This is a genomic window from Pseudoalteromonas sp. A22, from assembly GCF_018141345.1.
GTDB classification, from domain to species: Bacteria; Pseudomonadota; Gammaproteobacteria; order Enterobacterales; family Alteromonadaceae; genus Pseudoalteromonas; species Pseudoalteromonas maricaloris.
Window position 1 is genome coordinate 3,485,973 of record NZ_CP047238.1, and the last position, 22,247, is coordinate 3,508,219.

The following is a 22,247-nucleotide window of genomic DNA, read 5'->3' on the forward strand; positions in this document are numbered from 1 at the left end:
GTTGTCGGAAAAACAGTCCAACTTTGACTAAAAAACGTGCTAAGCCAATGCTTAGGGCAGTGATCTTTCGATTCTACCAAGATTACTAGCGCAATTCTAATATTGGGATAAAAAACACAAAGTCCATATCGAGCTTGCAACTTTACAGCTATAAAACGCAAAATGCCCAGTAACACTGGGCATTTAAATAGTTGTATGGCGTGAGTTACTTATCTTGCTTTTGCAAGAACATCGCATCACCGTAACTAAAGAAGCGGTATTTCTGTTCAATGGCGGTTTGGTAGGCCTTCATAATATGTTGTTGCCCTGCAAACGCACTCACTAACATGATGAGCGTTGATTCTGGTAAGTGAAAGTTAGTCACCATTGCATCTACCACGTTAAAACGGTAGCCCGGATAAATAAAAATATCGGTATCGCCGTAAAGTGGAGCAATTTCACCGCCGTTTGCTTTAGCCGCAGACTCAAGTGAGCGCACCGACGTAGTACCTACCGCGATGACGCGTCCTCCTCTGGCTTTTGCCGCTTTGATTGCCTCCACGACTTCTGCTGAGACCTCGATATATTCTGAGTGCATAACATGCTCTTCCACCGAATCGACTCTCACTGGCTGGAACGTACCTGCGCCCACGTGCAAAGTAACAAAGGCCATCTCAACACCTTTGTCTTTTAGCTTGGCCATCAATTCATCATCAAAGTGCAGTCCAGCGGTAGGTGCGGCAACTGCGCCTGGTTTCTCACCATACACAGTCTGATAACGCTCTTTATCTTCTTCATCATCCGGTCTGTCGATATAAGGAGGCAAAGGCATATGGCCAATTTTATCTAAAATAGCCAATACACTTTCTTCGCCCTCAAATCTCAACTCAAATAATTCACCATGGCGCTGAACCATCTCTGCGTTTGCTTGGCCTTCAAGCTCAATCTTAGTACCAGGTTTTGGCGACTTGCTCGCCCTTACGTGAGCAAGCACAGTACGCTCATCTACAACGCGCTCAACCAGTACTTCGAGTTTTCCACCACTGGCTTTTTGACCAAACATACGAGCAGGAATAACTTTAGTGTTATTAAAGATGATTAAGTCTTCTGGATTAATAAGTGCCAAAATATCTCTAAATACTTTGTGTTCTATTTCACCACTATTGCCATTTAAGGTAAGAAGACGACTGCTAGAGCGTTCCTTCATTGGGTGTCTGGCAATCAACTCATCAGGAAGATCAAAACTAAAGTCTGCTACGCGCATGGAAAGGCCTCATTTCTAAAAGTGCGCCAAGTCTAGTGCGGTGTTTTGGCGAAATCAAGTGCTTGTAACCTTGCGTAAATACCTTTAACCTAGCGAGTCTAAAACGGTAATCACCATGTAAAGTTTTGTACGGTGTGCACCTTTGTTTAGTACGTTCTTTATTCTTTACGTTTAAACAATAACTTATCGCTATCGGCTATAATTTCCGAGCAAAGTTCGCGTCACTGTTTGATTATTATCAAGCGGCGGTTAAGTACGATTTGCTAACTTTAAGACAAGCCCAATGATTGTGTCGCAGTATCTGGTGAGGTTTTTTTATTGTGTCTAGACAACTAACGTTGCTCATTGTTAACGCCAGTGCTCACGAGCGTCAAACCTTGACTAAAACTCTTAGTGCATTAGATGTCTTTACTATCATTGCCAAGTCCGACTCTCAAGATGCCCTAAGCTTATTGAAGACGCAAGCTGTCGATTTAGTGATCACCGGCTTGGATGTTGGCAAAATTGACGGCTGGCGATTCTCTCGCATGATCCGCTCAGGTCTGCTGGCAACGCCCAAAAATACCCCCATTGTACTTATTCCGCCAACTTATTGTGAACGAATAGCCGAAACCACCGCCCGTAGCTACAGTATTGATGCCGTGCTGCCATTTGAGCGTCAAGACATGTTGCCGCAAATTCTGGCCAATGTGTTGTCAACGCATTTAGATAAAAGCAGCCGCCTCAACTTGCTGTTGTTAGAGCCCAACCAACAACGTGCGCAAAAAATATGTGAGCACTTATCGCACAATTTCGTTTGCACACATGTAAGCTCGGCGGCCAGCGCTTTATCACTATTTCTACAAGATCACTACGCCATTGTTTTAATGGACACTACGTCTAACTTGTCAGGTTCCGCAGAAAGCTTAGTCGAAAGTATTCTCAAACATCGTCCAAGCCAAGCCATTGTAACCATTATTGACAAACGCGATGCCGACCATGCTGAACAACTACTATTATTAGGTGTTACCGACTTTGTTCGAGCGCCATACGACATGCCCTTTTTAAGCAAGGTATGCGACCATGCGGCGCGGCGAGAAGATTTTATGGTGAGCTATGCTGAGTTTGCTAATAAAGTTGAGCAACTCAGTCGCAGTGAAAGTCGCTACAAAGATTTATTTTCTGCGCACCAAAGGATCTTACTGCACCTCAGAACTGTAGTCGTCGAGTTGGATTTGGAAGGCGCGATCCGCTTTATAAATCCAGCATGGGAATACCTCTCGGGCTTTGGTATTAAGTCGAGCCTCAATACCCAACTCAGCAACTACATTGCCAAAGATGAACTTGCAAGTTTCAACAAAGTCATTCGAGAAATTCAAAGTGGGGTAAGGCAACATGCCCAAGTCGAGCTGCAGCTCTGCCATAAAGCTGGACATCTAGTGTGGGTCGAGTGCCGCCTGCAACTTATCAAGAATACCTCAAGTTCGGTCGCAATAACTGCAACTCTCGATAACATTCACGAGCGCAAGCAAGCTGAACTACAACTCAGACACTTAGCACTGCATGATACGCTTACCGGCTTACACAACCGCTATTATTTTGACCAGCAATTAAATCAGCTGTGCAATGAAGTAAAGTCTGCAGAAGAGATAGAACACGCGCTAATTTACATCGACTTAGATCACTTTAAGATCATCAACGACAGTAAAGGCCATCAGCAAGGAGATATCGTACTCAAAGAAGTATCTGAGTTGTTTGGCGACAAAATAGGTGAAGAGCATCTCACTTTCCGTATTGGGGGAGACGAATTTGCTGTACTGCTTAAACACACCAATTTACTCGATGCTCATATGTGCGCTGAAAGCATTTGCATGGCTATCGAAGAACATAAATTTCACTTTGAAGACAATGCATACTCTCTCAGTTGTTCTATCGGATTAACGCAAATTACCAATGAAAATGCGGATCCCAGTGAGTGTTTGAAACAAGCTGACATAGCCCTTTATATTGCCAAGAATCTCGGCCGCAACTTAGTTCATTGTTATAACAAAGAAGATGAACAAAACCAGACACTGCAAACCGGTTTAGAATGGGGCCATAGTGTTAGGCAAGCGCTTCAGAACGACAGCATAGAACTCCACTATCAACCGATCTGGGATTTCAAAAAACAACAAATAGCCTATTACGAAGCACTGCTTAGATTAAAGATCAACGGTGAGACAATATACCCAAATCAGTTTATTCCTGCATTAGAGCTACTTAATGATACATTTTTGATGGATCAATGCGTGATCAGAACAGCCATTAAAGCACTGGCTGAACATGAGATCCTGAGCCAAGTGGCAATTAACTTATCCGCTCATTCATTTTTAGATGAACGACTGCAGCCACACATTCAAGCCTGCTTAAAAGAGCATCAAGTTTCAGCTAATCGCGTTATTTTTGAGATCACTGAATCTGCCAGTATTAACAATCTTAACGCAACCCAGACGATGATCAAAAACCTGAACGATCTTGGCTGCCATTTCGCTATTGATGATTTCGGGACAGGCTTCAGCACTTTTAGCTACCTAAAACAGCTACCCGCGCAGCATGTTAAGATAGATGGCTCCTTTGTTCGAGACATGCTCAACGACCCAATTGACCTGGCGCTGGTCAAAGCTGTAAACGATATTAGTCACTCATTAGATAAGTGTTCAGTTGCCGAATATGTCGAAAACAAAGAAATATTTCAACAACTTAAGGAAATAGGTGTGGACTATGGACAGGGTTACTTTATCTCAAGGCCACTCCCTATTGAACAACTAGCGAGCAGTGCAAAAACTATTTTATCTCTAAAAACAGCGTAGTAACATTTTTATACTAAAGGTTACTTTTACTTCTTGCAAAGTTCACTATAATTAAAGATACCAGTTTAAAATGTCACCAAATTTTAAGGTAACACCTTAATTTTATAGACATTCAAAGGATTGAGTTACATCTTGCTATGGACTTCAAGGGGTAAATTATGCTGTCATTATCACTATTTTTACTACTCGCAAACTTGCTCATTGCGTATCAATGTTACCGCTATGCCAACACTAAAGGATATCCGGTAAAATTGTTCACAGGGCTCGGTTTGCTACCCTACTTTAATCTAGTGGTTTGGGTTTACTTACTCTTTTTACCAAATTTAACTACTGCAAAAAATATAGAGCAGGCTTAATACAAGCAAGTGTAGTTCCTTTACAAGTGTAAGTTCCTTTATAAATAAAACAGCATGTAATCATGCTGTTTTTTGTGTCATCACTTTGCGCCCCTAACCTCAAAGAAACACTTTCACCCCAAGCTTAGATTAACTAAAAGCGATAGCTAGTTACTGTCTCGGCTAGCTCTTTAGCCGTTTTCTCACCTTTAACACATTGCTGCACTAAGGATTTTGGATAAACAAATACCTGTTTATTGTTTGGATTACTAAGCTCACTGTAAATAAAGCTTACATGCTCATTTTTAGGCAAACTTCTTAAACCCGCACCATAGTCGCATAAACTTCGGGCTAAGCTGGTTACTAGCATTTTTTCAAGCGCCTGCTGCTTTTCCGCTTTCTCTTTCGCGCGTTTGACCCGAGAGGCCTCAAGGCTCGCTTTCAGCTTATCTTTCAGGTCTTTTAATTCCGAATCCTTAAGTGAAAGCTTTTCTATGCGCTTCTCAACTTCTCTCAATGACTCCGTAAATTCTTTTACTTGATCATCACTTTCGTGCCTTTTCGCAAACTCCAGCTCCGCTTTTTGGCGTTCAAGCTCCCTCAATTGAATTCTATTCTCTCTTTCTTGCTCTACGGCTTCGCGGACCTTCTCGGCTCCTGCTCTCACTTTCTCAGCAGCATCCGAATAAGCTTGAGAGAAAGCCTCAGCTATCGGCTGTGAAATCTCGATCTCCGCGATGTCCATATCAAATTCCGGCAGTTCAAACTCCCCTATTGCAGCCACATCATCGAGATTGTCGATATGAGAGATCCACTCTAAACGGTGCCGACGTTTTAATGCCAGTTCAAATACAACTCCCTGATCTTTTAAATAATAGCCAGAAACACTACGAACTTGATCTTGTGTGTCATGCTGTAATGCACTCATTAATACCCGCTCAAAAATAGCAACCTCACGCTTTAGCGCTTCATCAACAACTTGGGCCTGAGCAAAGCTTGTAGTAATGGCTGCAACAGCGCCAAAACAAAGTGGAATTAACTTCATGGTTTACCTCGATACTGTGCTAAATTTTGTGTCGGTGTTTGCTCTACTTGCTCTGCCAATTCATTCAATTGCAGCCTAAGTAGGGCTTGATCTTGCGCTCTTTGTGCTTGGATCAGATCAACGAGATTATTCATTGCCAAACTGCGCTCTTTACGATTTTGTTCAACCACTTGCGTTGCTAACTTGGCAAGCGTCGCTTGATCTATTGGCTTAGTCTCATCAAGTTTTGCAAGCATGGCCTGCATAGCGCTTTGCTGCTGTGCCAGTTGTGTTTGTTGAACACTCAACTGCTGATGTAAGCCTAAGTTCTGTAGCCAAAGTCCTGACACACCGAGCCCAACAACCAGCCAAGCAGCAACGGCAGCCACTGGCCAAGCGCGAGTGTGGTGCTGCAAAGTGAGCGGTGAGGGTGGCGCTTGCTCTTCGAAGCTAGCAGCACGCTGTTGCCAAGTAGTGGCAGCACTCATCATTTCTCGATATTCACTATCTGCCTGAAGTTCGGCCAACTCTGCCTCAGACAGCACTTTGCCATCTAACCACTGCTCAAATAAGTGGGCTAATTTAGCCATGATTTTGCACCTCTAGTTGCCCTTTCATCTTACCTAACGCACTGTATAACCTAGCCTTCACCGTATTACTTGATAACTCAAGCTGCAGCGCAATTTCATCAAAGGTGTAATGCTGGAAAAACTTTAGCTCCACGACAATGCGCTGCTCAAATGGTAGTTGTTTCAGCGCGATATATATCTCTTCATTACTTTGTTGTTGCGCTATTTTGCTGTCAGGTCCGTGTTGCGGCGTCTCAGGTTCTTTACCTTCAATCGATTCAAACTTATGTTTTCGCATGTGATCCACTATCCTTGCATGGGTGATTTTAAATACCCAAGTCGAGAACTTAGCATCACCATTAAAGGTATGCAGATTTCGATACATACTTAAAAATACATCTTGAGCAATATCTAGCGCGTCGTGCGGATTACCAACCAGCCTCAAACATTGGTTATACACACGGCTATGATGCTGGGCGCAAAGCTTTGACCATGCTCCTTGATTACCTTGCAGTGCTCTTTTTATTAATTGTTTTTCGCTATTAAAAAACACGCAGTTCACTCATCCAATCTACTCACTAACTATTAATCGTAGCGGGCGCAAAAAAAGTTGTTCAGACAGGAAAATTTTTTGAAAAAAAAGCACCGTTAAGGTGCTTCTTTCATCATCAGTACTGCGACTGACACTGGCCACTGATGTAGCCACCAACAAAGTCGCTAAACAGTCTAAAATCTCTGATCCGCCCGGTAGTACGACGCCAGATCAAGCCAATCTCACGATATGCATGATCTTGTGGTGGCATAGCCACTAAAGGCTTACCTTCTAAAATCCCTGCATTGATCGCCATTTGAGGTAAAAAGGTTACGCCATTTTTATATTCCACCATACTTAATAGAGTATGTAGGTTTGCCGCCTCGAATGGATTGATGCACGTGCTACGGTTCAGGTGACAAGCACTAAGAGCATGCCCCGTCATACAATGCTCTTTTTCGAGTAAAAATACACTTTGCTCAGGTAACAGGTTAAAGTCCTCTATCGGCTCTGGTACGCTGTACTCCGTATGGCGAACCAAACTAAAATGATCTTTTGCAAGTACCTGTGTATGAAACTTATCGGTTCTATATGGCAGCGCTAGCATGGCCATATCAATATGCCCATGCTCTAACTTATCCAGTAAGTTATCACTGGTATCCTCAACCAGTACCAAATTAAGCGCTGCAAATTCTTTTTTGCACGCCTGATAAAGTGGCGCAGCAATAAAACTCGCAATAGTGGGAATGATCCCTAACGTCAACTTGCCAGATAATGGATTTTTATAGCTTTTAGTCAGCTCTTTAACGCTCATGGTGTCGTCGATAATTTTCCGCGCTCGTTCAACCACTTCCTCACCAATATCGGTAAACATTAGGCTGCGATTTTCGCGTTCAATTAGCTGACATCCTAATGTCTCTTCAAGGTTTTGTATCGCGCTACTTAGCGTCGATTGACCAATAAAGCATGCTTCCGCTGCACGACCAAAATGTTGGTGCTGATGCACCGCAAGCAGGTATTGTAGTTGTTTGATACTAGGTAAATTCGTCACAAGCTTTACTCTTAATTTTCAACAGCACAAATAAAAAGACCCCAACACCAAAGGTGTTGAGATCTTTTCAAGCTAAAAGTCTGTCTTTTTGAAAAGTGCGGTTTATTTTTATACGCCGAACACTAATCTCAAAATATAGAATATAACAATAGCAAGGGCAGCACCAACTGGCAATGTAATTACCCAAGAAACTACGATGTTACGAATAACACCCATGTTTAATGCCGCAATACCACGTGCCATACCCACACCCAATACCGCACCAACTAAGGTTTGAGTTGTAGAGATTGGTAGGCCTGTGCCTGATGCGATTACTACTGTTGAAGCAGCAGCAAGTTCAGCTGCGAAACCACGGCTAGGAGTAAGATGCGTGATGCCTTCACCGATAGTCTTGATAACTTTCTTACCAAGGATCGCAAGACCCGCAACAATACCTAAACCACCTAGTGGTAAGATCCACCAAGCTAGAGCCGCTTTCTTAGCAATTTCACCGTCGTTTTCAACAATGTTTACCACAGCAGCTAATGGACCAATTGCGTTAGCAACGTCATTCGAACCATGCGCGAATGCCATACAACATGCCGTTAGTACCATAAGGATAGCGAATACTTTTTCAACATTGTTGAACTGCATTTGCTTGTCTGCGTTGGGATCCATTTTCAGCTTAGAAATCGCAATCTTACCGATAATAGCTATGATAATAGCGATACCGATAGCTAGCGCAAAACCTTCGAATGTGCCGAGCTTGATGCCAATATGCTTAAGACCTTTTTTGATCGTAACCAAAGACATAACAAAGCCCGCTAGACCCATGTAAATAGGCACAAAGCGTTTGGCATTTTCTAATGGCTTGTTGGTATCAAATATGAGCTTCTGGGCGCTCATAAAGATGAGATAAGCAATAAAGCCAGAGATGGCCGGGGTGACAATCCAGCTACCAACTATGCCTGCAACTTTACCCCATTGGATTGCTTCGCTGCCTACAGCAACTAGCGCAAAACCTATGATTGCACCAATGATTGAGTGCGTCGTAGATACAGGCCAACCTAACATTGAGGCCATCAATAACCAGCTACCTGCAGCAAAAAGTGCAGAGATCATTCCCAGTATCATCAGTTCAGGAATATCGATGAAAGGAGTAGAATCTATAATCCCTTTTCGGATCGTTGATGTTACCTCACCACCAGCAAGATAAGCACCAGCGAATTCGAAGATCATAGCAATGATAATTGCTTGTTTGATGGTAAGTGCTTTTGAACCTACCGAAGTACCCATAGCATTCGCAACATCGTTTGCGCCAATACCATAAGCCATAAAGAAACCAACTGCTGCGGCAATTAAAACCAATACTGTGCCGTAGGATGCAATGATATCCATAAGAAACCTTACTTTATTTTAAAAGATCGATTTTTATTAACGAGCTAACATCAGCTCAAGACGTGAACCAACGCGCTCTGCGATATCTGCAAGCCCACCGACCCATTCGATGATCTTGTATAAGAACATCGCATCAATTGGGTTAAGCTCGCTTTCAACAGCGCGTAACTCTCGACGAATTTTAATTTGCATATCGTCGGTATCTTGCTCGATGGCATCAAGCTCAACTAGCATTTTTTCAACTAAAGTGACTTCACGGCCTCTAAAGCCGGTCTCAAGCAGTTCATCAAACTCATTAATCGCTTCTGATGCTTGTTTAGTTGCGTCCACACAACGAGTGACGTAAGCAAGAAAGTCTTTTTGAATGGATTCAGGGATGACCATTTCACGACCGATAACGCGACCTGCGATATCTTTCGCTTTGTTGGCTATCTTATCTTGGTGGGTGATAAGTTCCAGTAAGTCAGTCCGTTCTACTGGCATGAATAAACCACGAGGCAAATGTAAGCGCACTTCACGCTTTAGTTCATCTGCTTCACGCTCTAGGTTGCGGATTTCAATGCGAATTGCATCCGCTTCTGTCCACTCCCCTTTGAAGACATGGTTAAAAAATGGGATCAAAGCCGCACTGGCTTGATGGACTATTTTTATATGCTCTTCAATTGGCTTAATAGGAGATTTAGCAAATACTCCTAAAAACGCGTTACTAGGCATAACTGACCCTTAAATCATATTTGTATGCATGTGCAAAGTGTAATTTTACAGCATTGAGCGCTGTTGTGAACGGTTTAATTGCAAGTTTAGATGAACTTACTATGAAATTGCGCGCCGAAAGCGCGCAACTAATTGATAAGCATCACAAGGTTTTTGCGATATCTTCTTGAGATGTATGACGAATATCTTTGCCATTTACGAAATAAATCACATATTCCGCAATATTTTGACAACGATCGCCGATACGTTCTAATGAGCGCACAGACCAAATTAAATCCATAATTTTTGGAATCGAGCGTGGGTCTTCCATCATATAGGTCATAATTTGACGTGTTACTGCTTCGTATTCACGGTCCACTTTGGCATCAGCTTTATGCACTTCAAAGGCCTTTTGCGCGTCCATCCGGGCAAACGCATCGAGCACATCATGTAGCATTTGTGACACTTGGCGACCCATATTGTCAATATTCACCAATAGATCTTGCTGATCTTTGGTAAACGAATCCAAGGCAACTTTAGCAATACGCTCTGCTTCGTCTCCGATACGTTCAAGATCTGCAATCGTTTTTGCGATAGCAACCACCAAACGTAAGTCACTGGCTGCAGGCTGTCTTTTGGCGATGATACGTGTACATTCTTCGTCAATATTCACTTCCATCGCATTGACTTTGTAATCGTTCTGACTGACCTTTTTCGCTTTTTCAGCATCATTGTGGTTAACCGCATCAAGCGCAGTGTTTAGTTGCTGCTCTACCAGTCCACCCATACTGAGTACGTGATTTCTCACGTTTTCTAGCTCTTCATTAAAGCGGCCAGAAATGTGCTTATTAATATTGTGTTCCATTATATTCTCCTCGCAAGCTCGCCTTAACCGTAACGACCTGTAATATAGTCTTCTGTTTTCTTCTTAGACGGCGTGGTGAATAAGGTATTGGTATCTGCATACTCAATTAACTCACCCATATACATAAACGCAGTTTGATCAGATACACGCGCAGCTTGTTGCATGTTATGTGTAACGATAACCACAGTATACTTGTTTTTCAGGTCATTAATGAGCTCTTCGATAACCAATGTTGAAATCGGATCGAGTGCTGATGTTGGTTCATCAAGTAACAACACTTCTGGTTCAATCGCGATAGAGCGAGCAATCACCAAACGCTGCTGCTGACCACCAGATAAACCAAATGCACTGTCGTGAAGTCGGTCTTTTACTTCATCCCAAAGTGCGGCGCCGCGGAGTGACTTTTCAACCACTTCATCTAACTTGCGCTTATCCTTGATACCTTGCAGACGCAGACCATAAACCACATTCTCATAAATAGATTTAGGGAAAGGGTTTGGTCTTTGGAATACCATGCCTACGTTACGGCGCAGTGCCGCAACATCTACGCTCTTGTCATAAATGTTCTGTCCTTGAAGGTTGATTTCTCCTTCAATACGACAGCTATCAACCAAGTCGTTCATGCGGTTAATACAACGTAGTAACGTTGATTTACCACAACCTGATGGACCGATAAACGCGGTTACCTGCCCTTTTGGGATCAACATATTGACGTTACTAAGGGCTTGTTTATCACCATAGTAAAGATCTAGGTTTTTGATCTCTAGTGCGGTGAGTTCTGGACTTAAGTTTGCTAAATCAAGCTTGTTATTGCCGTTTGCTTGATTGACTTCTGGCGCTACTGTAATCATGTTTTTACCTATTAAAAATCTTTACTATTAATGCTCTAACGATCTGAATTTTTCGCGTAAGTGGTTACGAATACCAATCGCTGTGATATTCAGTGCAATAATCACCGTAACCAGTAGGAACGCGGTTGCATAGACCAAAGGTCTAGCAGCTTCAACATTCGGGCTTTGGAAGCCAACATCATAAATATGGAATCCTAAGTGCATAAACTTACGATCCAAGTGAATATAGGGGAAGTTTCCGTCTAGCGGTAGGGTTGGTGCCATTTTTACTACACCAACCAGCATCAGAGGAGCTACCTCACCCGCGGCACGCGCAACAGCAAGAATAAGACCCGTCATAATTGCCGGACTTGCCATTGGTACAATGATCCGCCATAGGGTTTCTGCTTGAGTCGCACCGAGCGCAAGTGAACCATGACGCACTGAGCTTGGGATCCGAGACAGACCTTCTTCAGTGGATACGATAACCACAGGCAAAGTAAGGATAGCAAGTGTAAGTGCAGACCAAATCACACCTGGTGTACCAAATACAGGACTTGGCGCAGCCTCAGGGTAGAAAAGTTCGTCAATTGACCCACCTAGCATATAAACGAAGAACCCTAAACCAAACACCCCATATACAATGGATGGAACACCTGCAAGGTTGATCACCGCGATACGGATCATCTTAGTCACAGCGTTCTTTGCTGCATATTCATGGAGATAAATCGCGGCAATAACACCGAATGGTGTCACGATCACCGCCATCAGCATAACCATAAATACCGTACCAAAGATTGCAGGGAATACCCCACCTTCGGTGTTTGCTTCACGCGGGTCATCACTCACAAACTTGCTGATTTGCACTAAGTAGTGACCTACTTTGGCAAAAAAGCCCATGTCATTTGGAAACCAAACGTCCAACACTTGGTACAGAGGCAAAGTCACTTCTTCACCACGCATATCACGCACCACAACTTGGTCACGCTTCGCCTGCTTCCTTAGCTCAAATAAACGCTTTTCGAAGACTTTGTAATCTTCACGTAACTCAGCACGGCGTGCATTTAACTCTGCTAACTTTTCCTCTGTCAGGTCATTATCAAGTTGATACGACTTTTCTTTTAAACGTAGACGTTCAAGCTCATAGTTAATGTGCCCGATTTCGCTATTTTGTAGATCAAGCGCTTCGTCATTAAGGTCAACGGCGCGTTCAACAAGCTCATGTAGCCTTTCAATCGGCTGATCAGTTACTACTTTACCGTCTTCTAAAACGCGGGCAACATAGCCATAGAAATTACCATTTTTACTACGCTCAAATACCGCTAATTCCGCTGGTGTAGACTGGCTTTTGATATCTGTTGATAATACCCAACGGAAATCAAGTTCTACATATTCACGGTTACCCGTTTTAACGAGCAAACGCTCGATTTGCTCGCTGTTGTAACCTGAAAGGTCGAATCCAGCCGCTTCAAGGCGAGATTTTGGTACCATCTCGCGGTCGTATATTTCACCAATAACGGTCTGCTTGGCAACTGAACCGTCGAGATGCATCTCAACAACTTGAGATGGCCAAAAGAAGCTCAGTCCTTTCCACGCTATCATCGCAAGTAGTCCAATTACTGAAATCAAACTAATACTGACCGCGCCACCTGTCATCCAGATCCACGGAGAACCTGACTTAAACCACTGTTTTACCATGTCATGTCACTCCAATTACATTGAGCTGTACTTTTCACGCAGCTGCTGGCGAACAAACTCAGCAACGGTGTTAAATACAAAAGTAAAAATAAACAATACAAAGGCAGCTAGGAACAGGATGCGATAGTGAGAGCTGCCAACTTCAGATTCCGGCATTTCCACCGCAATGTTTGCAGCAAGCGTACGCATACCCTGGAAGATACTCCAGTCCATGATTGGCGTGTTACCAGTTGCCATTAATACAATCATGGTTTCCCCTACGGCGCGGCCAAGACCCATCATTACCGCAGAGAAGATACCTGGACTTGCTGTTAGTAATACTACACGAACCAAAGTCTGCCACTGCGTGGCACCGAGTGCTAATGAGCCATTAGAAAGGTGCTTAGGTACGCTAAATACCGCATCTTCGGCAATAGAGAAGATAGTAGGAATAACCGCAAAGCCCATCGCGATGCCCACTACTAGTGAGTTACGCTGGTCGAATGTTAGACCTAACTCATTAGTTAGATACTGACGCACATTACCGCCAAACAGCCAAGACTCAATTCCAGCGCTCATGGCAAATGAAATCCAGCCTACGATAAGCACAACAGGGATCAGTAAGATTGAATGCCAGCCTTCAGGCACAACGTGTCTCACTTTTGCAGGTAGCTTAGTCCAGCCAAATGCCGTTGCTATCATCGCAATTGGTAATAGCACCAATAAAGCAACCACAGCGGGTAGATGCGTTTCAATTAAAGGAGCTAGCCAAAGACCCGCCAAGAAGCCCAAGATAACCGTTGGTAGTGCTTCCATTATCTCGACCGTTGGTTTCACCACGCGTCGTAATTCACTCGACATAAAATAGGCAGTGTAGATTGCTGACGCTAATGCAATAGGAACAGCAAACAACATAGCGTAAAGCGCCGCTTTAATGGTACCAAATGAAATAGGCACTAATGAAAATTTCGACTCAAAGTCATCACTCGCAGAGGTTGACTGCCAAGTATAAGCAGGCTCTGGATACCCTTCGTACCACACCTCTTGCCACAAAGCAGACCAAGTTACTTCAGGGTGCTCATTGTGAAGCTCTACTACCGTTAACGTATCATCGGCAAGTAACAAGGCGGCATTAGCACGCGGCGCTACCGCAAACTTCTGAACTGCCTTATCTGTAATTTTACCTTGCCATAAGTGCGCTTCACTGGTGGTGTAATATAGGCCTAATTGACCATTTTCGTTGGTCGTGAAGAAAGTACGACGATAATATTCACTAAATAGTTTGACCTGTTTGCTCTTTGGCGTCTCAAAAGAGCGGATTTTAGCAAACTGGCGTCCATCATCGGTATTGACTTCAAACCACTGTGAAACCTCACCATTGTCGTTAGCAAGCATTAATGAGTTGGCGCCCGCTAGCAGATTCATGTCGACCAAGTTGGCATTCTCTTCGTTTGCAGCAAGCAATTGGAATAACTCAACTTCAGAAGCATAGCGAGAATCAAAGACGTAAACTTGATTTGCTGAGCGAACAAATGTGCGCGATGTGTCTGGAGAAATAAGTAACTCATCAACACGACCATCAATATCTAGCTCGGTACGCTCAACCGCCCATTCAATCTCTCCAGTAAACATGTTTTCTTCTGCAACAAAAGAGGCAAAAATCACACGTTTATCCGCAGTCTGTGCAACAACAGCGGTTTTGTCTTCGAAGTGACTAAAGGCGAATTTACGAATTGCTTGCCCTTGTTCATCAACAATCAGTTGCTTCGCATTAAGTGGATAACTTAAGCGAGGGGTTAAAACACGTTGATTTCCCGGAAAGCTTACCGTGAACATCGGCTTCACGAGTTGTACCTGACCATTATCCAGACCAAATGCATATTGCCCTAAGAAAGGCGCACTTTCTGCAAATGCTGTGACATTACCGTCAAGTTCAACATCCAATGTATCTAGTAATTTACCGGCGCTTTCACCTTTGATCTGGTAATAATCTACCGAACCTCTGCTGCCGAGTAAGTACGCAATTTCCGTTTGTTCTTCTACCCCTACACCTAAATATGCTTTGTCTTGTGTAAGCTGAATATCCATACGCTTTTCAACCTTTGCTGATTCAAAGATTGGTTGAACGACATATAGTAAGTAGAAGAAGATAAGTAAAAGCGCGACTAATACCATTACTCCACCAGAAGTAATGCCAAATTGTGCAAACCTGTCTTTAAAGAGACGGCTTCTATCCGTTTTAAAGGATGGCTTTTGCGGATTTGAAGTCATCAATATACCCTTTGGTTTAAAAATTGGGGGCATTATATTTCATCAAGATGACAGTTGTGTTACACCTGAGACACAATTGAACTTTCTTCAATTGGCATTTACCCTCAAATTCATTATAAAAATAATGGAACTAATCGGCTCAAAAAACGCTCTGATTGTTAGCCTAGAGTAAATACATAAATTTCGTTGCATTTCTTTACATTAAGTGTATATGGGCACTGGACAAAGTAAGTTTTTAGACTAGTCTAAATCATGCGCCGAATTCGTTTTTTCGCCTACGGGCGCCACAAAAAAAGAGACATGATATGAAGCAGTTAATATTAACACTTATAGGTAAGGACCGACCGGGTCTCGTTGAGGAAATCTCTTCCACTATTCTTTCCCACCATGGCAATTGGTTAACCAGTAATTTAAGCCACCTTGCTGGACAATTCGCAGGCATAGTGCAGGTTGAGGTTGCTGAAGAACATTTGCAAGAAATACAAGATGCATTGCATAAATTGCCAGGTTTAGACGTGAGAGTTGAATCAGGCGAAAACTTGCAAGCGCAAGAAGAGCCGGACACATTAAATTTAATCATTACAGGCAACGATAGACCGGGAATTGTGCAAGAACTTGCTACGGTTATTCGCCACAAAGGCGCAAACATCACGCACCTAACTTCAAAACAACGTAGTGCTCCAAACTGGGGACTGCCTATTTTCAGCGCTTTCGCAACCGTGACTCTACCTGCTGGCACGGTCAAAGAAAACGTGATTGATGCACTCGAGTCAATCACCAGTGATTTGATCGTGGACATAGAAGAAAGCTAAAACCTACACTATACTCATGATGGTTGAATGACAAACACGACAGGCGCGTTGTGTTTGTCATAATTATGTCACACACCCTGCTTAAGCTGTAAAAATAAGCTGTACCTATGGAAAGCACCATGCAGGCCGTATCTCCAGAGCATAAAACTATCACGTACTTTGCCAAAGAATTAAGCTGGCTCTCTTTTAACGAACGCGTTTTACAAGAAGCCAAAGACCCAACCAACCCGATCATCGAGCGGATCCGCTTTCTTGGTATATTTTCCAATAATTTAGACGAGTTTTTCCAAGTTCGTGTTGCGGATGTAAAGCGCCGTATCTTATTAAATAATTTGCCTGATACCAATTTCGATGAAGATGAAGTGCTACTCGCCGACATTCAAAAGAAAGTATTGGAACTAGGTAAAAAATTTAGTGTTATTTATGACCAGATCCTCATCGATTTAAATGAGCATCATATCCATATTAAGCAACCTGATGCGCTGTCGGACTTCCACAAGAATTGGTTGGCTAACTACTTTAAAGACCAAGTGCTGCCTCACCTATTACCAATGATGATTAACGAAAGTAAGGACTATTCGGACAACATCAACGACACTATGACTCACCTATTTGTGGAGTTAAATGGCGAAAAACAGCATCATGCCTTTTTGGAAGTCCCGACTGATCGTCTAAACCGCTTTGTCCAGCTGCCACCAGAAAAAACCCGAAGGCATAAAACGATTGTATTGCTCGATGACGTTATTCGATTTTTTATTGCCGATGTGTTTAAAAGTTTCTTCAAATTTGAGCGCATTGAAGCCTATTCGATGAAGCTCACTCGAGACGCTGAGTACAACTTAGATGATGAGCTAGAAGAAGGCGTGTTAGATACCATGTCTAAAGGCCTCAAACAGCGTTTATATGCCGAGCCTGTACGTTTAGTCTACGAAGAATCTATGCCTGAAGAAATGCTCAAGTTGATGAAAAAGCGTTTAGGGGTGACAGGTCAAGATGCCATGATCCCAGGCGGGAGATATCGCAATTTCAGAGATTTTATTTCTTTTCCAAATGTTGGTCGCGGCTATCTAGAAAACAAACCATTGCCGCCGCTTAAAAGTGCGGCCTTTTCAAAGTATAGCAGCGTCTTTCGCGCGATTTCAGTTCAAGATATCTTGCTATATTACCCCTACCACACCTTTAATCACATGCTGGAATATATCCGCCAAGCGGCGTTTGATCCCAGAGTGACACAAATAAAGGTCAACATTTATCGCGTGGCAAAGCAATCTAGATTGATCGCTTCATTGATTAATGCTGCAAAGAATGGCAAAAAAGTCACCGTGATGGTTGAATTGAAAGCCCGTTTCGATGAGCAAAACAATATTGAGTGGGCAAAACTCATGAGTGAATACGGTATTAAGGTCATGATTGGCATACCAGCCCTTAAGGTCCATAGTAAGCTTTGTGTGGTTCATCGTAGAGAAAAAGGCAAAATCGTCAAATATGCACACATAGGTACGGGTAACTTTCACGAAAAAACGGCTAGGATTTATACTGATTTCAGTTTGTTTACCAAACACCCCGATATTACGGAAGAATGCGATAGCGTGTTTCGCTTTATCGAGAGTAGTTACCTGCCGTTTAAATTCGAACACCTGATGATTTCTCCCATCAATGCACGTAGTCGAATTGTAGAGTTGATCGATGAAGAGATAACTCATGCAGAGCAAGGGAGAACAGGAAAAGTAACAATTAAGATCAACAACTTAGTTGATAAGCAGCTCGTTGACAAGCTTTACGAAGCATCGCGAAAAGGCGTCAAGATCCGCCTCATTGTGCGAGGTATGTGTGCCCTTGTCCCGGGCCTTGCACAGTTTAGCGATAATATAAAAATCATTAGTATCGTCGATCGTTTCTTAGAACACCCGCGAGTGATGATTTTCGACAACAACGGCGACCCCAAGGTCTATATTTCTTCAGCTGACTGGATGACCCGTAACCTTGACCACCGTGTTGAAGTCGGCACACCTATTTATGCAGAGCATTTGAAGAAACTAATTATCGATATCATTGAACTGCAGTTTAAAGATCGCACCAAAGCCAGAGTTATTGACGCCGAACAGAAGAATCTGTACGTTCGCCGAGGTAACCGTAAAAAAATTCGCTCTCAGATCGCGATTTATGACCATTTAAAGAAATGGGAGTTACACCAATTAAATGAAGCGAAAGAATAACCGTTGAGGAAGAATATATGCGCGACTACCCTTCTATTGCCGCAGTGGACTTAGGTTCAAACAGTTTTCACCTTGTTGTAGCAAGAGAAGTAGATGGTCGCCTTCAACTCCTCCATAAAGAAAAGCAGCGTGTGTACTTGGCCGCGGGCCTTGATGATGATTTTAATTTAAGTGACGACGCGATCGCCCGAGCATTAGATACCCTCTCGCAATTTGCGACGACACTACATGATTTTCCGAGAGAGTCCGTGCAAGTAGTAGCAACCTATACGCTGCGAAACTGCAAAAACCTTAATTATTTTCTCGCGAAGGCAAAACAAGTTTTTCCATATCCAATCAATGTGATTTCAGGCCAAGAAGAAGCTCGTCTTATTTACCAAGGTGTCGCCAACCATGAACATGATAGTCATAACCGTTTGGTTATCGACATCGGTGGAGGCAGCACAGAGTTGGTTATTGGTCAGCACCTTACACACAAGCTGTTAAGTAGTCGCAATGTGGGCTGCGTGACCATGCAAAAAGCCTACTTTGCTGATGGTAAGCTATCTGCAAAGCGATTCAAAAAAGCCGAAATAAAAGCAGAACAACAAATTGAGAGTATTACCGCGAGCTACTTAAGGCTCGGCTGGAATACCGTTATCGGTACTTCTGGTACTATTAAGGCGATTGCGGCTATGGCTCACGAACTCACTCAAGCCGATGAAATTACCCTGCCTATTTTGGAGCAAATTAAGCAGTTATTTATTGATGCTGGACACATAGACAACGTCTCCTTAAAAGCACTACCTGAGGAGCGAAAAACCAGTATTGCTGGCGGCCTTGCTGTATTGATAGCACTGTTTAGACAATTAGGACTTGAGCGCATGCGCCTTAGTGAATATGCATTGCGAGAAGGCTTATTGTTTGAAATGCATCAAACCGACGAGTTTGATATTCGTACCCGCACAATTAACACGTTCAGCGATCACTATAATATTGATAAGCAACACGCCGACAATATTTGTGAAACCATTAAGCTTTTTACCACTCAACTAAAAGAGCAATGGCAACTATCCTCTTATGATGTCGAAATGTTATGTTGGGCAGCAAAACTCCACGAAGTTGGGCTCGCCATTAATTCTTCCGGCATGCATAAACACGGTGCTTATATTGTCAGGCATAGTCAACTTCCAGGCTTTACTCAAGCCCAGCAATTAAGGCTAAGTGCACTTGTACGCTTCTATCGAAAAAAGATAAAAGTGCCAGAGTTAACAGAGTTAATTGACGAAGAGCTAACCCACTTTAACCGTGTTTTGGCTGTGTTTCGTCTCAGCGTTTTAGTGAACCAAAAACGCCAACAAGACCAACTTCCCGAATTAAGTATTACAGCCGTTGATAACGCTTTGATACTTCACATTGCAACTGAGTGGCTCGAATCACACTCGCTATTTCAAGCAGATTTAGAGCAAGAACAAAACTATTTAAAAACCATAGGTATTCAATTTAACCTGAGCTTTGGGTAAGTAATACCAATAGTTGGCTATTGGACGGGAATTCAACGTCGTTAGCGCTTAAATGAGCTGTAAGAAACGCGCTAACTATCCGCAACTCCGATTACTTACCGTTTCATGTTGTCAGATGAGAACTACTGTTCATCACCTGCAACAATAGAGAGGATTTCATCGGCGTAGGCTCGACTAGAAAGCGCCATATCATAAAGATAATTGGTCGGTGTTGCCGGTCGAATGGCTTGTAAAATGAGCTCTGCTTCGCGCCAATCATTGCGCTCAATTTCAAATGCTAAACGTAGCGCTCCACCAAGCAATCCTTGATAACTTAGTAGCGCACTAGAAAGCGAATCATCGAGAGAAAATTCTGCTGCAATTACAGCAAGATCGACATCAAGGATCACGTCAAGGATAGACATGAGACCAAGCAAATAGCCAGTTTCTGCCATTTCTTCGCCTCCAGGCATCAAAAATGTTTCCACAAACTTGGCACGGGTTAACCCCATTCTCGTCAGCTCACTGGGTTTATCTGAACCCAATTCGCTCAATGCGAGTACTTTAACAAACTGCCTAATTGCGTCTTCACCTAAATACACAACGGCCTGAGAGATAGACTTAATTTCTAACCTGTCTTCACCAGCTTTCGCGTTCGCCAGTTTTAGCAATCGTGCGGTTAAACTCAGATCTTTGCTTACTCTAGTTTGTATTTCTTTGAAGCATAAAGACTTTCTGGCAGTGGCTTGTAGCAGCTGAAAGACCACCATTTTCGATGGTTCCACGTTGCCATGATTGAGCATTTCAGGTTTGGCGAAAAAGAAACCTTGGAAAAAATCAGCTCCAGAGGATTTGATGATCTCGAATTCTTCTTTTGTTTCGATACGCTCAACAATAACCTTAATATCTGGATACTGACGCTTGAGCTTTTTTACCGTCATATTGGTTTTTATAATTGGCTGCTCAACCTCAATTTTGACGAATTCCATGAGTGGTAACAACGGATCCCACTTTGACGTGCCGTCGTAGTCATCTAGCGCAAATCGATAGCCTTTCTCTGTTAACTTAGTCACTGTATTCACCAGTGAAGGGATATTTTTAGAGCGCTCAACGATTTCCACCACAATTTTCTGTGGTGCTAATAAGCTAGGTAATTCCTGCAGCAAGGATTCGTCGGATAGGTTGATAAAGGCAAGCTGTCCCGCAGCCAAACGGTCTACACCGATAAACATTAAGGAGTTAAAAAACATTCGCCCAGTCGCTTGCCCATCGCTCACCCCAATTGGGAAAGCATTGTTGTCTGAGTCTCTGTAAAGCAACTCATAGGCAAAGACTTCTTGATCTGGCCGCAAAATGGCCTGTCGTGCAATATACTGCACTGCTGATTTACGTACTTCAGTCACCGGACCACTCATTAACATTCGTATCCTTTATTAGGTAAAAGGAAACCACGTATCTCGGAGCGTATAATATGGTAACGCCCCGAGCAATAAAAAAGTTTCGCTATTTTACAACACTTATAACTAAAAGTTACCAACTTATTAAACTAAGTCCTTATAAAGAGTAGGCTTTTAATTCACAGAACGCCAGTGGCTTGCCTGTCTAAGAAAAGTTAAGCTAAGATGAGTGCATGAAGCAAGTTTTGATCGTCTGGTTATTCGCCTTTGCCGGTTTGACTAAGGCAGAACAAGTCCCCTACTTAAAGTACAGTTTAAGTGGCTCGGGAAGTTTTTACCCTTATTTTACTCACAGCGAAGATGCGCCCGGGATCCTGCCCGAAATGGTAGAAGCCATTTTGGTTAAGGCAAAGATCAGAGGCGAAAATCTGCTTCTCCCAGCGAAACGCACAAACTTTTATCTAGAAAAGCAGCACATTGATTTTGATATCATCAGTCCAGATTGGCTGAACGAACAGCAAAAGCAAGACGATAGATTTATCTATTCAGATCCTATCCTTCCAATCAAAGAGTACGTTGTTACTCTTCAGTCTCAACCACCAATACTAACCCTAGCGGGTATCGAAGTTGGCACAGTGAGAGGCTACTACTACCATGATGACCAACTATTCGAGCGGGTTGATTTCGCGTCTGAAAAGGAGCTACTGCAAGCCCTAAACTTACGTCGAATTGAGCATATTATCATTGGTGATTTACCCGCATTATATTGGTCAGAACAACTTGGTATTGCATTTAGCTTCAACCAACTACATTCAGAAGGGATGTTGCAGCTACGCCTGTTAGCAAAGCATCAAGGATTACTTAAGCGGATAAATCAAGCTATCGCACAACTTAAACTCTCTGGTGAAATCGAAAAAATAGAACAGCAGTATATTTCCCAACTACCTATACACGCAAAAGGCGGCAGATAACCTCTGCTCTGGACATAGATCAAGTTATACGCATAAATTCTTCCCATAAATTGAGCATCAATTGACGCATTTGGT

General features: G+C 42.9%; 18 protein-coding genes. 6 read left to right on the top strand and 12 right to left on the bottom strand.

Annotated features, from left to right (window positions below):
- Positions 1 to 205: 205 nt before the first annotated feature.
- Entirely contained in the window at positions 206 to 1,243 is a 1,038-nt protein-coding gene (queA, locus tag GSF04_RS20630) for a tRNA preQ1(34) S-adenosylmethionine ribosyltransferase-isomerase QueA (RefSeq protein WP_211858658.1), read from the bottom strand.
- Between the two features lie 320 nt (positions 1,244 to 1,563).
- Here queA and GSF04_RS20635 point away from each other — a divergent pair, with 320 nt between their 5' ends.
- Both GSF04_RS20635 and GSF04_RS20640 read left to right on the top strand, forming a co-directional pair.
- Positions 1,564 to 4,071 (top strand): EAL domain-containing protein, encoded by a 2,508-nt coding sequence (locus GSF04_RS20635; protein ID WP_211858659.1) that lies wholly within the window; start codon positions 1,564 to 1,566, stop codon positions 4,069 to 4,071.
- Positions 4,072 to 4,229: 158 nt separating this feature from the next.
- A complete protein-coding gene (locus GSF04_RS20640; protein WP_010607165.1) occupies positions 4,230 to 4,427 on the top strand; it encodes a hypothetical protein in 198 nt (65 codons plus the stop codon).
- Positions 4,428 to 4,560: 133 nt separating this feature from the next.
- On the opposite strand, the gene GSF04_RS20645 is transcribed toward GSF04_RS20640, so the two are convergent.
- The 10 genes from GSF04_RS20645 to GSF04_RS20690 form a co-directional block, all read right to left on the bottom strand.
- Positions 4,561 to 5,451: a hypothetical protein gene (locus GSF04_RS20645; protein WP_211858660.1), complete on the bottom strand. Its 891-nt coding sequence runs from the start codon at positions 5,449 to 5,451 to the stop codon at positions 4,561 to 4,563.
- Positions 5,448 to 6,020 (bottom strand): hypothetical protein, encoded by a 573-nt coding sequence (locus GSF04_RS20650; RefSeq protein ID WP_211858661.1) that lies wholly within the window; start codon positions 6,018 to 6,020, stop codon positions 5,448 to 5,450. Before GSF04_RS20650 ends, GSF04_RS20645 begins: the two co-directional genes overlap by 4 nt.
- Entirely contained in the window at positions 6,013 to 6,552 is a 540-nt protein-coding gene (locus GSF04_RS20655; protein WP_211858662.1) for an RNA polymerase sigma factor, read from the bottom strand. Before GSF04_RS20655 ends, GSF04_RS20650 begins: the two co-directional genes overlap by 8 nt.
- A 115-nt stretch (positions 6,553 to 6,667) precedes the next feature.
- Entirely contained in the window at positions 6,668 to 7,582 is a 915-nt protein-coding gene (locus tag GSF04_RS20660) for a hydrogen peroxide-inducible genes activator (RefSeq protein ID WP_211858663.1), read from the bottom strand.
- A 108-nt stretch (positions 7,583 to 7,690) separates the two neighbouring features.
- Positions 7,691 to 8,959 carry an inorganic phosphate transporter gene (locus GSF04_RS20665; protein WP_017218447.1) on the bottom strand — a complete coding sequence of 423 codons (1,269 nt, stop codon included), beginning with the start codon at positions 8,957 to 8,959 and terminating at the stop codon, positions 7,691 to 7,693.
- A gap of 36 nt (positions 8,960 to 8,995) precedes the next feature.
- Positions 8,996 to 9,673: a TIGR00153 family protein gene (locus GSF04_RS20670; RefSeq protein ID WP_010607159.1), complete on the bottom strand. Its 678-nt coding sequence runs from the start codon at positions 9,671 to 9,673 to the stop codon at positions 8,996 to 8,998.
- A gap of 142 nt (positions 9,674 to 9,815) precedes the next feature.
- Positions 9,816 to 10,517 (bottom strand): phosphate signaling complex protein PhoU, encoded by a 702-nt coding sequence (gene phoU, locus GSF04_RS20675; RefSeq protein WP_010607158.1) that lies wholly within the window; start codon positions 10,515 to 10,517, stop codon positions 9,816 to 9,818.
- A 23-nt stretch (positions 10,518 to 10,540) separates the two neighbouring features.
- Entirely contained in the window at positions 10,541 to 11,368 is an 828-nt protein-coding gene (gene pstB / locus GSF04_RS20680; RefSeq protein WP_010607157.1) for a phosphate ABC transporter ATP-binding protein PstB, read from the bottom strand.
- Positions 11,369 to 11,395: 27 nt separating this feature from the next.
- Entirely contained in the window at positions 11,396 to 13,045 is a 1,650-nt protein-coding gene (gene pstA, locus GSF04_RS20685; protein ID WP_039492745.1) for a phosphate ABC transporter permease PstA, read from the bottom strand.
- 15 nt (positions 13,046 to 13,060) lie between these two features.
- Positions 13,061 to 15,295, bottom strand: a complete 2,235-nt coding sequence (locus tag GSF04_RS20690; RefSeq protein ID WP_211858664.1) for an ABC transporter permease subunit — start codon at positions 15,293 to 15,295, stop codon at positions 13,061 to 13,063.
- A gap of 305 nt (positions 15,296 to 15,600) precedes the next feature.
- Between GSF04_RS20690 and GSF04_RS20695 the strand changes: the two genes are divergently transcribed.
- The 3 genes from GSF04_RS20695 (at position 15,601) to GSF04_RS20705 (ending at position 19,825) form a co-directional block, all read left to right on the top strand.
- Entirely contained in the window at positions 15,601 to 16,107 is a 507-nt protein-coding gene (locus GSF04_RS20695; protein ID WP_069021844.1) for an ACT domain-containing protein, read from the top strand.
- Positions 16,108 to 16,226: 119 nt separating this feature from the next.
- Positions 16,227 to 18,323 (top strand): polyphosphate kinase 1, encoded by a 2,097-nt coding sequence (gene ppk1 / locus GSF04_RS20700; protein WP_039492751.1) that lies wholly within the window; start codon positions 16,227 to 16,229, stop codon positions 18,321 to 18,323.
- Between the two features lie 17 nt (positions 18,324 to 18,340).
- Positions 18,341 to 19,825 (top strand): exopolyphosphatase, encoded by a 1,485-nt coding sequence (locus tag GSF04_RS20705; protein ID WP_211858665.1) that lies wholly within the window; start codon positions 18,341 to 18,343, stop codon positions 19,823 to 19,825.
- Between the two features lie 122 nt (positions 19,826 to 19,947).
- On the opposite strand, the gene GSF04_RS20710 is transcribed toward GSF04_RS20705, so the two are convergent.
- Entirely contained in the window at positions 19,948 to 21,225 is a 1,278-nt protein-coding gene (locus GSF04_RS20710; protein ID WP_211858666.1) for an HDOD domain-containing protein, read from the bottom strand.
- Between the two features lie 209 nt (positions 21,226 to 21,434).
- On the opposite strand from GSF04_RS20710, the gene GSF04_RS20715 reads away from it, so the two are divergent.
- Positions 21,435 to 22,172, top strand: coding sequence for a transporter substrate-binding domain-containing protein (locus tag GSF04_RS20715; RefSeq protein WP_211858667.1), 738 nt, complete (start codon positions 21,435 to 21,437; stop codon positions 22,170 to 22,172).
- Positions 22,173 to 22,247: the final 75 nt, after the last annotated feature.